Annotated in this window: 12 protein-coding genes; 4 read left to right on the top strand and 8 right to left on the bottom strand. The window is 62.0% G+C overall.

Translation table 11 applies throughout. The features are described 5' to 3' along the window. Nucleotides 1-4: 4 nt before the first annotated feature. The 3 genes from ACFPN2_RS17600 to ACFPN2_RS17590 form a co-directional block, all read right to left on the bottom strand. Complete coding sequence (locus tag ACFPN2_RS17600; RefSeq protein WP_380598810.1) at nt 5-1777, bottom strand: AI-2E family transporter; 1773 nt, start codon at nt 1775-1777, stop codon at nt 5-7. 78 nt (nt 1778-1855) lie between these two features. Then, the gene (locus ACFPN2_RS17595; RefSeq protein ID WP_380598808.1) at nt 1856-4438 is read right to left on the bottom strand and encodes a putative bifunctional diguanylate cyclase/phosphodiesterase; all 2583 of its coding nucleotides are present in this window, start codon (nt 4436-4438) and stop codon (nt 1856-1858) included. Between the two features lie 236 nt (nt 4439-4674). Then, nucleotides 4675-5715, bottom strand: a complete 1041-nt coding sequence (locus ACFPN2_RS17590) for an aldo/keto reductase (RefSeq protein WP_380598807.1) — start codon at nt 5713-5715, stop codon at nt 4675-4677. Between the two features lie 147 nt (nt 5716-5862). Here ACFPN2_RS17590 and ACFPN2_RS17585 point away from each other — a divergent pair, with 147 nt between their 5' ends. Beyond that, nucleotides 5863-6798 (top strand): LysR family transcriptional regulator, encoded by a 936-nt coding sequence (locus ACFPN2_RS17585; RefSeq protein WP_380600159.1) that lies wholly within the window; start codon nt 5863-5865, stop codon nt 6796-6798. Between the two features lie 19 nt (nt 6799-6817). Next, nucleotides 6818-7543, top strand: a complete 726-nt coding sequence (locus ACFPN2_RS17580; RefSeq protein ID WP_380598805.1) for a glutathione S-transferase — start codon at nt 6818-6820, stop codon at nt 7541-7543. A 50-nt stretch (nt 7544-7593) separates the two neighbouring features. Here ACFPN2_RS17580 and ACFPN2_RS17575 read toward each other — a convergent pair whose 3' ends face one another. The 4 genes from ACFPN2_RS17575 to ACFPN2_RS17560 form a co-directional block, all read right to left on the bottom strand. After that, a complete protein-coding gene (locus ACFPN2_RS17575; RefSeq protein WP_380598803.1) occupies nt 7594-8163 on the bottom strand; it encodes a polysaccharide deacetylase family protein in 570 nt (189 codons plus the stop codon). Next, nucleotides 8163-8717: a YkoP family protein gene (locus ACFPN2_RS17570; RefSeq protein ID WP_380598801.1), complete on the bottom strand. Its 555-nt coding sequence runs from the start codon at nt 8715-8717 to the stop codon at nt 8163-8165. The genes ACFPN2_RS17575 and ACFPN2_RS17570 overlap by 1 nt, the downstream gene beginning before the upstream one ends. Next, on the bottom strand, nt 8714-10126 hold the full coding sequence (locus tag ACFPN2_RS17565) for an MGDG synthase family glycosyltransferase (protein ID WP_380598799.1): 1413 nt from the start codon (nt 10124-10126) through the stop codon (nt 8714-8716). Before ACFPN2_RS17565 ends, ACFPN2_RS17570 begins: the two co-directional genes overlap by 4 nt. Before the next feature lie 102 nt (nt 10127-10228). Continuing rightward, nucleotides 10229-10828, bottom strand: coding sequence for an SAM-dependent methyltransferase (locus ACFPN2_RS17560; protein ID WP_380598797.1), 600 nt, complete (start codon nt 10826-10828; stop codon nt 10229-10231). A 577-nt stretch (nt 10829-11405) separates the two neighbouring features. Here ACFPN2_RS17560 and ACFPN2_RS17555 point away from each other — a divergent pair. After that, nucleotides 11406-12074: a response regulator gene (locus tag ACFPN2_RS17555; protein ID WP_380598795.1), complete on the top strand. Its 669-nt coding sequence runs from the start codon at nt 11406-11408 to the stop codon at nt 12072-12074. Between the two features lie 6 nt (nt 12075-12080). Here the strand turns inward: ACFPN2_RS17555 and ACFPN2_RS17550 are convergent, their stop codons facing one another. Continuing rightward, a complete protein-coding gene (locus ACFPN2_RS17550) occupies nt 12081-13910 on the bottom strand; it encodes an ATP-binding response regulator (protein WP_380598793.1) in 1830 nt (609 codons plus the stop codon). A 198-nt stretch (nt 13911-14108) separates the two neighbouring features. Between ACFPN2_RS17550 and ACFPN2_RS17545 the strand changes: the two genes are divergently transcribed. After that, nucleotides 14109-14387, top strand: coding sequence for a hypothetical protein (locus tag ACFPN2_RS17545; protein ID WP_380598791.1), 279 nt, complete (start codon nt 14109-14111; stop codon nt 14385-14387). Nucleotides 14388-14421 lie beyond the last annotated feature (34 nt).

Below are 14421 nucleotides of genomic sequence, written 5' to 3'. Positions count from 1 at the left end.
TCGACTAGGCGTGCGCCGACAACTGGCGCGACTTGCCAGTGACTTCAGTGGGTGCGGGCAACAGCCGATCGATCGCGACAACCGCTTCGGTCGCGTTCAACACCAGACTATCCGCACCCGCCTCACGGAAGCGATCGATGGAGCGCGGCGCCTCGTCTTCCTCCAGCTGCGGACGCACCACGACGATTCGAGTGTCGGGTAGCTCGCTCCGAATGCGACGACAATAGTTGCGCAGCTCAGATCCGCGAGTCGAGGCGGCGGCGGCGATACAAATCATCGCAGGCGCCTGACGAATGGCCGCCCGCAATGCTTCTTCAGCGGTGAGCTCTGGCGACGGCAGCGTGATGCGCTCACGCCCATACGCCGTACGTAACATCGCGAGCACCAGGTCGTCCGCCGGAGCCCGCACCGTCAAGCCGACGATCGTCGCCCGCGGTGCCATCGTCTGCGCCGTGCTCGGCAGCTGCTGCAACGTCTCGGCGACCACGTCCAGCACGAACTCGGCATCGTCCTCGCTGATTTCGGTCTGCTCGCGATGACTCAATACCAGCGTGACCGTGGGCAGGAGCACCTGATCGATCACACCGATCGGCCCGGCCTCCTGGAGCTTGCGACTCACCAGCACGCCGGCCTCATCCTCATCGCGTGCCAGCAACCGCTGATAGAAACGAACATGCGGCTGCAACGCCGGCTCGTCCGCGAAAATGACTGCGAGGAAACGCAACGAGCGCACATGACGGCCCAGCACGGCGATACAGACAGTGAGCGGCGTCGCGAGCAGCAGCCCCGCCGGCCCCCACACCCAAATCCAGAACAACGCCGAGATCAACAATGCGAACGACGACACGCCGGTTCGATAACCGAACACCACCGGCTCGACGAAATACGCGGTGATCAGATCCAACCCGAGAAATAACGCCAGGGTCTGCACGGTCTCGGCCCAGCCAGGAAACGTCGCGAACGCCAGCAGCGCGGGCATCAATGCCGACAACGCCGTGCCGACGTAAGGCACGAAGCGCAGCAGCGCCGTGATGCCACCCCACAAGGCCGCATACGGCACCCCGATCCAGTACAGCCCCAATCCCACCAGCACGCCGAACGTGAGATTGATCAGTGTCTGCCACACCAGGAACTGACTGACTCGATACGCCGCCTCGTTCATGAGCCGCGTCGTCATCGTGACATTGCCGGCGCCAATCAATCGTATGAAACGATCGCGCAGATCCTCGCGCTGCCCCAGAAGAAATGCCACCAGCACGACCACGATGAACGCACTGGCAATTGTTTCGAACGCCGCGCCGAACGACTCGCGTAATCGTTGGGTCGGCGACGGCTTCGGCGGGACGACGCGCACCGGCTGCGCCTTGCGCTGATCGGGATCGTCGTACAGCTGGTCGGTCACTCGATCCAGCGTGCGCGTGAACTGTCGGATGGCCGCATCGTTCCCCAGCCGCAACTCACCCACTTTGCGACGCATGGACGAGGTGTACTGACTGATCTCGCCGGACAACTGCGCGAACTGGTCGTACACCACATAGCCCATGCCGCTCACCGCGCTCAAGGCCAGCACCATGGTGAGCGTCACGCCGGCAATTCGCGGCAGATGCATGCGATCGAACTGGCGCACCAGCGGCGTGAGCACGAAGGCCAGCACCACCCCCAGGGCCATCGGCAATAACACTTGTTTGCCCGTGTAGAGAATGCCAACCACCAGCACCAGCGTGAGCAAAGTGACCCACGGTCCGTTCAAGCGTGCGGGTAGAGGATTCTGCGGCACCTGAAATCAGCCCCTGCGCCGGGGACGGCTTATTGGAAGACGACGTCGAAGAAACTCCGCGCCGCAGGCGCCGGTTCCTCACTTCTCGTCGGCGGGGGGCCTGCCCGAACGTGCGCCTCGCGAGGAAGACGCACGCAAAGTACGTAGCCGCGTGGTGTTTTCGTTTTCCTGAACCGGCGTGGGCGCGCCGATCATCAATTGTTCCAGATGCGAGCGGGCCTGATCGATGAATACAGGCACGGTCGCCGCGTTGATGGGCCGAGACACCAGATAGCCCTGGATCTGTACGCCGCGATCGTTCAGCAGAACGCCGAGCTGCGCCGGCCGCTCGACACCTTCGGCCGTCACCTGCAACCCGAGGCTGTGACACAGACCGATGATGGAACGCACGATGGCCGGCGAGCGACCGCCCGTATCGATGGTCGTGACCAGGCTGCGATCGATCTTCACGCGAGTCAGCGGCAGACGCTCCAGCGAGGTGAGCGAGGAGTAACCGGTGCCGAAATCATCCAACGCGATGCTGATACCCAGCTCACGCAATCGCTTCAGCGTCGCGATGGTGTTCGCGCCGGTCTGTAACACGTTTTCGGTCAGCTCGATTTCCAGGCACTGCGCCGGCAATTGATACTGTTTGAGCAGCGCTTGCAGACGAGTGACGAAACTCGCACTCATCAACTGCTGCGAGGAAATATTCACCGCGACACGCGCCTTCGGCCACGGGCCGGTGTGCCAGACCGCCGCCGTCTGGATCGCGGTACGCAGCGCCCAGTCGCTGATATCGGCAATCAAGCCGGTTTGCTCGGCGACCGCAAAGAAATCCGCCGGCGACACCACATTGCCATCCGGCTGGCGCCAGCGAAGCAGCGCTTCGACGGTGTGCGTCTCCAACGTTTCGAAACACACTTCAGGCTGATAGAGCAGCTCGAACTCGCCCTGCTCCACCGCCCGTCGCAACGACTGCTCGACCTTGAAGCGCGACGCCGCCGCCTCGAGCAGCTGCGGCGCGTACAGGCTCCAGCAATTGCGGCCCGACTCCTTGGCGCGGAACAACGCCGAATCGGCCGCTCGTAACAAAGCATGAGAGTCGGACGCGTGATCCGGAAAGACACACGCGCCGACGCTGACGCTGATCCTTAGCTCGCGGCCATGGACGCTCAGACTTCGCTGGAATTCCTCCAGCACCGAGCGACTCAGCCTCTCGACATCCCCTAGCTGACTTACTTCTTCGCAAACAACCGTGAATTCGTCGCCACCCAGGCGGGCGCTGAACGAGCGCGAGAACAGACTGTTCATGCGCAGCCGCTCGCTCACCGCCTGCAACACGCGGTCGCCGAACGCGTGACCCATGCTGTCGTTGATGGTCTTGAAGTTATCCAGATCGATGAACAGCAGCGCGAGGCGGCCGTTACGCAGACGCGCTCGGTCGAGCGCTTCATCGAGATGCGCCAGCAGATGGCGACGATTCGGCAGATCGGTCAGCGGATCGTGATGCGCGAGATGATTCAGCTCGCGCGTGCGCTCATCGACGCGCGCTTCCAGTTCCAGCTGATGGACACGAACGGCGTTCTGCGCCTGCTGAAGCTGCTCGGCCATTTGGTTGAACGCCTCGGCCAGCGTATCGAGCTCACGCACGCCACCACGGACCACGCGAGTTCTGACTGCACCTCCAGCCAAGCGCCGCGTCGCTTCCGTCAAGCGACGCACGGGCGCGGTCACGCCAGTCACGGTGGCAATGGCAATCCCGATCAACAACAGCATGGTAACGGCACTGGCCCAACCGAGCTGACGATCGGCGCGATTCGACGCGTGCACCGCCAGTCGATCCGCATCCGCCAGCGCCCGACGCGCCGGCTCGACCAGCTTGTTCACGACCATGCCGGAGATCTCGGCGGCGTGATCGCGAAACATCACCGACCGCTCGTTGAAGGTCTCGATACTTTCGAAGGCGGCGCGCCGACCGGCGACCACGCTATTGAAATTGGCCTTCACTTGATCGAGCCACGGCTGACCGTGCAGCTTCGCCAGCTCGGCCGAGTGCTGCTGAAGTCGCGAGCGGAACGCATTCTCGCTGGCAATGATGAACTGCACTGAGCGCGGCGATGACAGACTCGCGGCGGCACTGACTTGCTCACGAACGCCCGACAGCGTGCGCGACAGATCCATCAACTTTTCGCTCGCGAACACCGCGCCGGCGAAGCGCACCGCATTTGCCTGCGGCGCGTTGAGGCTCGTTTCCAAAGTATCGAAGCGGGCCCAGTAGTCACGCATGCGCGACCGACGCGTCACACTGCTACGAAGGAGATCGTCGCCCGACTTGAGAAAGTTATTGAGCTCCGCGGTGAACGCGGGAGCGGGACTGTCGAGTTCGGCGAAACGGCCGGCGGCTTCTTGATAGTCGGTGGCAGCCTCGGTCATGCGCTGGGCGGCGGCTTTGACTGGTTGTTGGGCGATCGTGCTGGTCTCGCTTTGATCGATCACCGCGCGCTCATACATGGAGACGGCGGCGGCCAGCGACTCGGTGGCGCGCACCAAGGGCTCGTGCTGAACCAGCAGCTCCCGCACCTTTTCCCGCGCTTCGCGGGCGCTCTGCTGAGTGGAAAGGTTGGCGACGATGACGGTCAGAGCGACCGCCGCGAAACCGATGGCCACGCGCAAGGCCATGCCCGGCCGCCATCGTCCGAGACGCGGGTCGGAGACTGGACGCGATGTTCCTTCGCCAGAGTCGATCCCATCGGTTCGGCTTGGGGGAAGCTCCATCCAGTATCACTACGTAAGATAAGAGCCGGCAATGTGCCACCGGCTCTCGCCCCGGTCTGTAGGAACTCGATTGGATTGAGCAGCAAGTCTCGCTTTGTCGCCGCTCTAAAGCGGGTCTCGCCCTATTGCTGCTGTGTGATTTAACTTATGGGCACTGGCGGGGCGGTGCGTTCAGAAAACTGACCGTTCCAATAAGGGTAGTAGGGATACGGCGGCGTCACCGCGCTGACCGCATCCAGCCGCGCCATTCGTTCTTTCGACAGCTGCCAACCGATGGCGCCCAGATTCTCCCGCAGCTGCTTTTCGTCCCGTGCACCCATCAGGACCGTGGCCACGGTCGGCCGTTGTAACAACCAGTTCAGTGCGATCTGCGGGATGGATTTGCCAGTTTCGGCAGCAACCTCATCGAGCACATCCACGATGCGATACAGCCGCTCGTCATCGACCGGCGGGCCGATGCTGGCGGTTTCATGCAACCGACTCGACTTCGGCAACGGCTGACCGCGACGAATCCGACCGGTCAATCGGCCCCAACCCAGCGGACTCCACACTACTGCGCCGACTCCTTGATCGAGCCCCAGCGGCATCAGTTCCCACTCATAGTCTCGACCCAGCAGCGAGTAGTACGCCTGGTTCGCGACGAAGCGCGAGTAACCGTAGCGATCCGCGGCGGCCTGTGACTTCATCAGCTGCCAGCCCGAGAAATTCGATGCGCCGATGTAGCGAACCTTGCCAGCTCGCACCAGGTCGTCGAGCGTCGACATCACGGACTCGACCGGCGTCATCGCGTCGAAGTGATGCAGTTGTAACAGGTCGATGTAGTCGGTACCCAAACGTTGAAGCGCACGATCGGTCGCGCGGATCAGGTGATACTTCGAGGCGCCGACCGCATTCGGATCTTCACCGGCGCGCAGGGTCAGCTTAGTGGAGATCACCACGCGATCTCGACGACCTTTGATGGCGGCACCGAGGATGGATTCGGACGCACCGTCGGAATAGACGTCGGCGGTGTCGAAGAAGTTGAGCCCGGCATCGAGGCTCACATCGATCAGTCGTCGCGCCTCATCGACGTCGGTGTTGCCCCATGCGCTGAACAGCGGCCCTTTGCCACCGAACGTACCTGCGCCGAAGCCGAGCGCGGAGACCTTGAAGCCTGACGAACCCAAATAGCGATATTCCATACCCGTTCTCCCAGACAAACCTGATTCAAAACCGGCGTCGCGGTGCGAAGCACCGCAGACGCGGACCGTGGAGCTCAGGTTAGGCATCGGGCCGATGTGTTAAAACCACGCGCATCGACCAGCACTTTCTACGTTTCGTTGAAAATCATGGACCACCTTGGCGATCTGAACCTGTTCCTGCGCGTCCTCGACCTCGGCTCCATCAGCGCCGCCGCTCGGAGCCTCGATGTCTCCGTCGCCGTGGCGAGTCAGCGGCTCAAGCGACTCGAGCGGGGTCTGGGCGTGCGGCTGCTCCATCGAACCACGCGACAACTGCAGCCCACACCGGAAGGCGTCGCCCTGGCCTATCAAGGTCGCCACCTGGTTGAAGAACTGGACGTGCTCACGAGCAGCCTTCGCAGTAACGCGAAAAGCGTCGCGGGCACATTACGAGTCACGATTCCCGCGTCGTTCGGCCGCCAGTACATCGCTCCCCTGCTACCTCAATTCATGGCGCGTCATCCTCGGCTCCGCCTGGATATCGATCTATCCGATCAAATGCGCGACCTGGTCAGCGAAGGACTCGACCTTGCCATCCGCATCGGCGCACTGAAAAGCTCAGAGCTCATCGCAACGAAGCTGGCTGTGAATCGACGCGTCCTTTGCGCGGCGCCCGACTACTTGCGCCGTCACGGCACACCGAAGAAACCCGAGGACCTGGCCAAGCACGAATGTTTGCTCATGACCTCGAACCCAAACTCACCCAACATCTGGCAGCTCCGCGGCCCGGACGGCAAAGCCGTCGACGTGCGCTTGCAGGGCCGGGTCCGAAGCAACCTGGGCGAAGTCATTCGCGACGCCGCGATCGGCGGCCTGGGCATTGCGCTCCATTCGACATGGCATGTCTGCGAAGACCTGCGCGCCGGCCGGCTCAAAGTGGTGCTGTCCGAATATGAGCTGCCGGAAAGCGGCATCTATGCCGTCATGACCCAACGTCGTATGGTGCTACCGCGCGTGCGGGCGTTCGTAGACTTTTTGAGTCAGCAGCTCGGCGAGACACCGCCGTGGGAACGATATCGATCCGCGAAGCCTTCAAAGAAATGAGTCCCACCGAGGAGTCCCCATGTACGAGCTTTATTACTGGCCAGGCATCCAGGGCCGCGGCGAGTTCGTCCGACTGGCGCTGGAAGAAGGAGGCGCGAAGTACATCGACATCGCATTGAAGCCCGAGAACCGCGGCGGCGGCGTGCCCGCCATGAATAAATTTCTCGAAGGCCCACGCGTCCCGCATCCGCCATTCGCGCCGCCCTTTCTCAAAGTGGGCAAGCAACTCATCGGTCAAACTTCGAACATCCTGCTCTATCTCGGCGGCCCTCTAAAGCTCGCACCCCGCGATGAGGCAGGCAAACTTTGGGTGCATCAATTGCAGCTGACCGTCGCGGATCTCGTCGTTGAAGCGCACGACACGCATCACCCGATCGCGGCGGGCCTCTACTACAAAGAGCAAAAGGCAGCTGCAAAACGTCGCGCCGAAGACTTCCGCGAGCATCGCATCCCGAAGTTCTTCAACTATTTCGAGAAAGTGCTGACGCGCAATCGAACCCCCGGCCCCTGGCTGGTCGGCGCTCGCATCACCTACGTGGACCTGTCACTCGCGCAAGTGGTCGCAGGCATTCGTTACGCGTTCCCGAAAGCGTCGACGAAAGCACTCCGCAAACATCCGCGATTGTTGAAGCTGCACGACGCCGTCTTCGAGCGTCCGCGTATCAAGCGTTACGCCGAATCAGGCCGACGCCTGTCATTCAACGACGACGACTTGTTCCGCCAGTATCCGGAGCTGGATGGCTGACGAGGCGTCGACGCTCCAAGGAGAACGGCAACGAGTGCCTGAGCCGACCGCTACGACGGCAACAACGACGCGCGCAGACCGCGATCGGCCAGCTTGCCCAGGAACAGCGGCAGAATTTGTAACAGCTGATCGGGCCGGTTGTGCTTGTTCTGACCGTCGTGCATCAGCACGATGTCGCCGCTCTTCACCGTGTCGAGTCGCTTCTCGATGGCATCGGCCACTCCCAGCGGCCCCCAATCGATGGCACTGACATTCCATAGAACGACCTGCTCGCCACAGCGATGTGCCTCATCGCTCATACAAGCACGTTCGCGCCCATGGGGTGGGCGATAGAACTGAGGCGCCTCACCGACCACATCGCTGATCGCCTTCGCGCCATCGCGCACCTGCGCTCGCGCCGTTCGCGACGACATGAACCAGGGATGGCGATGACTGAACGTGTGATTACCGACGGCGTGGCCGCTCGCGTGAATGCGTCGCATGAGATCGGGCGTGCGCTGCGCCTGTTGCCCGATGGCGAAGAACGTTGCCTTCACCCCGGCCTGATCGAGCGCATCGAGCACCCGCGGCGTCCACTCGGGGTCCGGCCCATCGTCGAATGTGAGATAGATACGATCCACTAGCCGACCTTCAACTTACCCAGATTGCGCGACAGCGCCTCACGAGTGAGCCAGTATAGGCGCGGCTCGGCCTGCTCGCGATCGCGAATGCGTGCGGCGGGTGCGAACACCCACATCAGCATCTTGAAGTGCGCCGACAGCAATTTCGTTCGCCACGTCTTGGGCATCGGCGTGCTGACGAAGCCGACGACCTCGCCGTGCGCGGGAATCCACGTTGTTCCCTGAAACACTCGCACATCGGCGAAGGCGGGATCGTTATGCGCGGCGTCCGCGAGCTTACGCAACGACTCGCGCATCAGCTTAGCGAAGCGAAATCCGACCCGATGCATCGACCCCTCGCCGAGCGCCGCGATGCTCGCGTTGTTGAAGTGCAAGCGACCGATGACGTCGTTGTCACGCAGGAGCGTGCCGTCCTCGAACTTCAGATCCGGCCCACGATACTGGGCCCGGCCGATGAATAGCACCGGTCCCAACGTTTTCAACTTGTAGCGCCGGTAGTACCACGCGTCGACCACGCCGAGCGCGCTCTGTGCGAATCGATGCAGCAGTTTCATCTTGTTTGTTGAGCAACGGCCCGGTTGACGGACGCCAGATCGAGCGCCAGTTGCGCCACTCTCGCTGCGCCATCGCGCTGACCGAGCAGCCAGGCGCGACGCTGCATACTCTGCAATGCGTCCCGGTCTCGAAGCAACGCATCGACCCGATCGAGCAACTCCCCATCCGCGACCAGGCCGCCGACCTCGTGACGCGTAAGAAAATCGACGTTGAACCCTTCCTGTCCGCCGAGCGAACGCGTCGCCAGCAACGGCCGCCCGCACGCTAGGGACTCGGCAACTGTGATGCCCCCGGGCTTGCCGACGACCACATCGGCCGCGCGCAGATAAATGTCCATGCGATCGGTCCACTCGCACACTTTCAATCGCTGCGAATGTTGAGCCGCGAGTCGATCCAGCGACGCACGCGCTTTATTGTTTGTGCCGGGCATGACGACGACATGCGTCGACGCCGGACGCTGCAACAGCGACAGCGCCGCCGCATCCACGCTCAAGCCCAAGCCGCCCCCGAGCACCAGCACGACCTGCGCCTCTTCGGGCAGACCCAACGCACGACGCGCCTCGACTTGTGACAACGGAAACGCAAAATCCGGCATTAACGGCACACCCGTGACCGCCGCGCGCGTCGACGTCGACGAACCATCCCCTTCCAGGATGGAGGCATGCGCGACACAGTAACGATCGACGCCTCGCTGCTTCCAGAAATCGTGGATGCCAAAATCCGTCAGTACTCCGACCATCGACGCCTGCACCTTGCCGCGTTGCTTCAAATACGACGTCATGGCCGCGGGAATCATTTGGGTGCTGATGATCACGTCGGGCGCGAACTTGCGGATCGCCGGATCGAGCCGCCGGATCAGCCGCAAGTACGTGAATTTCCACAAGGCCAGTCGAGCGCGCACGCCATTGCCCGCCAGACTGTCACCGTCATAGGGCATCGACGCGCATAGCAAGGAATACAGCAGTTTGTCGGAAGCGTAACGGCCGCCGCGCGGGATGCTTTGCCCTTCCTTGGACGCAACCGACGCGATCAGCTCGAGCACTTCGAGCACTGCGCGCGGCGGTCCGGAACGGCTCTCCAGCACCTGGCGCCAGGTCCCGGCTTCCAGGTGATACAACCGTTCATATAAATCGGAATGGTTTTGAACCAGATCGAGATAGGTCGCATGAATGGCGCGGGCCGCGCCGGCGTTCATCAACGACCAGAAATCCACGGTCGCGACTTCGGCCTGATCCTGCAATGCCGCCGCGACCGCCTGGGCCGCACGCACATGCCCCAACCCGAGGCCCGAGGTGAGCAATAACACTCGCAACGGCGGCCCGTCGTGAGATATCGGCTCATCGTTGTCAGAAAATACGAACGCCTCGCGAGCCTGTTGCGATCCGGAGCTGGGTAGGTCGAGGCGCATGCCGTGTTCCGATGAACATTACCTCTTTGAATGCCTCATCGTAGTCCTCGGTTCCGGACCGCGCATGAGGACATTGTTCATTTTCAATCACTTCAGTGATGACTACTGTTTCGCCACCGGCCGTTCAGCCAGCGGCGGCATCACCCACATATATATCCCGTCGGAACCCAGATTGATGGAGCGCTCCGGCACCCAATCCTTGCCCATGTCGAAATCGTGCGAAACCACGCGGGCGCCCGGCGGCAGCTCGGCGAACAGTTTGGGCTTGAGCCGGCGATTGAGCTCGGGTAACAGATACAACAGCACGACATTGGCTTCGCGCAGATCGGTCTCGAACATGTCGCCGACGTGAAATGTGACCAGCTTGTCGACCCCCTGCGCTTTGGCATTGGCGCGTGCTTCCCTGATCCGGGCCGGATCCAGATCGACCCCGACGCCGCGCGTGCCGAATTGTTTGGCGGCCGCGATGACCATGCGCCCGTCGCCGCAACCAAGGTCGTAAACCACGTCGGTCGGACGGATCTTGGCCTCATAGAGCATCCGGTCGACCACTTCATGCGGCGTGGCGACGTACCAGACGTCGAGCTTGCGCTTGAGCTTGGTAGGTTCGGGCTCGGAGCCGGCACCGACTTGGCAAAGCGCCAGCAGCACTAATCCCAATAGCGCGAGCGCACGGCCCGACACTCGATGAGGTGTTCGCAAGTGAGCTCCGCCTTCTTGATCAACGAACGACCAATCCAACGCTCGAGCCATCTTCCGCCGCAGATACGCGAAGTCAAGCCTGGGTTATTAAGAACTTATCCACCGCTTCTGTGGATATCTGTGCGGCCTCGCGCCCGGCTGCTAGAATCGCGCGCTCGAGACATGTGGGCCTGTAGCACAACGGTTAGTGCAGGGGACTCATCGATAAAAGGTGCCTTCGTGAGCGGAAGCCACGAAGTGGACGGGATGAATTCAGGGAACCCTTCCGCCCCACCCTCGCGGTGCGGCGTGGCAACCCTGAGCCAAGCCGGCGGTACACCGCCGGAAGGTGCAGAGACTACCTGAGGGCGGCTTTCACTCCCCGGGACTTCGGTCCCGGCGCGACTGCCGAGTGCCCTTGATAACAGGCTGGAGCGTCCCGCACCCCACCGCCCCGCAGCGATGCGCTCGCTGCAGGCGCGGGTGAAGAGATAGTCCACTCCCTTTGGAAACATCGGGGCAAGTGAATCCCTTGGTTGCAGGTTCGAATCCTGCCGGGCCCACCATTCTCGTACAACGATAATGAAGGGATCTCAGCATGCACTTCCTCATCATCGACGATGATTTTCTCGCCCGCAGCGGCGTAGTGCGGACGTTGGAAACCCTCAGCCCCGGCGCCACGGTACGAGAAGCGGAAACGCTGCAGGATGCGTTTCATATGCTGGAGCAGGCACCGGCGGTCGATCTGGTGTTTCTCGATCTGAACTTGCATCACACCCAGGGCATCGACACGCTGGTGCAGTTTCGCGGTTGGTGCGAGGCTCGTGACATGGAGCCGCGGACGGTCGTGCTCTCAGGCGCCGCCGACAATAACCTGCAACTGTTGAACGACGTCCTGGCCAATCACGGCACCGGTTTCATCATCAAGGGAACCAAGGCCAAGGTGTTCGAGTCCGCGCTGACGATCACGATCGAAGGCGGCATCTACATCCCCGAAGAATTTCTGAAGATTGGCGGGAAAGATCCCGCTCCTCCCAAGGAGACTCTGAATCTGACGCCGCGCGAAAAGGAAGTCGCCGCGCTGCTGATACAAGGCCGCACTTACAAGGGCATCGCATCGGAGCTGCAGAAGCGGCACAAGCAATCTGTGTCGGACAAAACGGTGCGCACGCATGTGGGCAACATCGCGTGGAAACTCGGCGTGACCGCGAGTGCAAAAGCGGGCGTGATGGCCGAGATCGCCCGCCGCGGCCTGAAGTTCGATTGAGCGCGCTCACAGGGTTGCCGATTCAACGGCGATCTTGCGCTCCAGCTCTTTATTCAACGCCCCCCACAAAGTGGCGACCGCCACCGGTTTGTGAAGCATCGGGTAGCCCGATTCGGTCACCTTGATCAGTTCGGCGGGTGAGGTGTCGCCGGAGACGACGATGGCAGGGATCGAGAAATCTTCGCCGAACGCCTCGCGAAGATTCTGCGTGACCATCCTGATGGCATCCAATCCAGTTTCGCCCTCCATGCGATAGTCCGCGACCAGGATGTGCGGCGCGAATTCCTGACCTTGCAGTTGCGCGACCGCATCCACGCCGGATTTGGCGCTGACGACCCGGCAGCCGAAACTTTTCAAGGTTTGTTCGGTCGCATCCCGACTCAACTTGTCATCGTCGATCAGCAGCACGAACGCGGCCCTGACGTAGTTCTGCGCCTCGATCGGTACCGGCTCCGGAGGCAGCTCATCCACGCTGGAATTCGAGAGCGGCACGCGCACCACGAACACCGTTCCTTTGCCCACGACCGATCTGACGCGGATGTCGTGATGTAACAAGTCGCACAGCTGTCGCACGATCGCCAGCCCCAGGCCCAATCCCTTGCGTCGGTCGCGCGCATCGTTGGCGACTTGATAGAACGGATCGTAGATGCGGCTCAGCTCTTCCTTCGCAATACCGATGCCCGTATCCCAAACCTGCAGCTCGAGCTCCTGCCCTCGCCGACGACAGCGCACGAAGACTTGTCCTCGCGAGGTATATCGGATCGCATTCAAAGTCAGATTACGCAGGATGCGCTCCAACAGCACATCGTCGGTGCAGACCACCTCGGCACACTCTCTCACATCGAACTGAATTCCTTTGGCCGCCGCGAGCGGACGCAACTGGGCGTCGATACCTTCCAGCACCGCGCCCACCCGAAACTCCCGGGTTGCCGGCTGGATACCGCCGCTCATGATCTTGGACAGATCCAGAATCGAATCCAGCAGATCCTGCATGGCGTCGATGGAGCGATCGATTCGCAGCAGGGTTTCGTCCAGACGCGGATCGCGATTGATCTTTTTCAAGTGCTCGAAATATTGCACCAGGGCATGCATCGGCTGGCGTAAGTCGTGACTCGTGGCAGCAAGAAACGCCGTCTTGGCGCGTGAGGCGGCATCGGCTCGCGCTCGCTCCAGCTCGGCCTGTTCGCGCAGCTGCTCACGATCCATGCCGAAGACGACCTGCTTTCGCAACGCGCCTTCCTGATTGCCGGCGAACATGATGGCGACGAATGCAAACAACACGAAGCCAAGCGCCAGCAGCGTATGAATATCGTCGCCGAATCGCAGCAGGCCGCTGACGAAGCTGAGCGATAAGGCGAACGAGAAGGTGACCACCAAGGTTCGATAGGCGGCCTGAGCGCCCGCGCCGCCCATCAGCACCATCGCCATGGCGGTGATGACAAACCCTTCCATCTCGGTCGGCGTGGCCGGCAGCAACAGCCAGGACGACGAGCCCCAGACAATTCCGCAATAGACCCCATTGCGAACAATGCGTGGGCCGAACACCAGTAACTCTTCGGGACTCGCATCGCTGCGTATGGCGCGCGACATGACGATCCCGCGCACCAAACCGATCGTCAGCAAGGAGAACCAAATCCACGCCTCCCACAGGTCACGCGCCGCGTCGGCCTGCAGCGTGACCGCCAGCGCCACAATGAGAGCCGCGGCAATTCCCGATCCGAGGTTTTTGGGAGATCCCTCCGCAACCATCCGGATTTGCGCCGCCTGGACCGCCCGCTCGGTCATGGTGACGCCGGCCATGGCAACGTCCGTGGCCTGTTTCTCTTCTGCCGTCACAGTGTTCTCCACGCATGTGGCCGCTGATCGCAGCGCCAATCATCGGCGTCGGCCTCTGCACGTGCCATACGCCCTAGTGTGTACGCACTTCCGCCCGAAGACCGCCTAGGTCCATTCGCTGCGCGCTTTCGCCGAGTGCCGGCACAGCGTCGCTCGGGCTGAATAGTCCCCGACGATCACCCCCAGAGGAGTCCGACGATGAGTACCCAAGGTCTCGTAGCGATTGCCGTCATGGGTCTGGCCGCACCCAGCGCGTTCGCCGATCAGTACAGCACCGATCTCGCGATCGACGGCGAGCTCCTGGCTCAGGAAGTCGCGCTGGAGGAACGTGAGACATACAGCTGGCTGGCACACGGACTTCGTCTGCCGATTGGCAAGGGCCGCTTCATCACCGTGGGCGGCGGCAGAAATCCGCTCACGGGCGAAATCCACGTCGAGATCACTTACCAGGTGAATCACGACGTCGGCGGCAAGTAGTCGCGGTGGGCGATGGGACATCGCGCTCCCATCG

It is taken from the genome of Steroidobacter flavus, from assembly GCF_042651805.1.
Lineage (GTDB): Bacteria > Pseudomonadota > Gammaproteobacteria > Steroidobacterales > Steroidobacteraceae > Steroidobacter > Steroidobacter flavus.
Note: the sequence above shows the minus strand (reverse complement) of the source record. Positions and strands in the feature narration are given on the sequence as shown.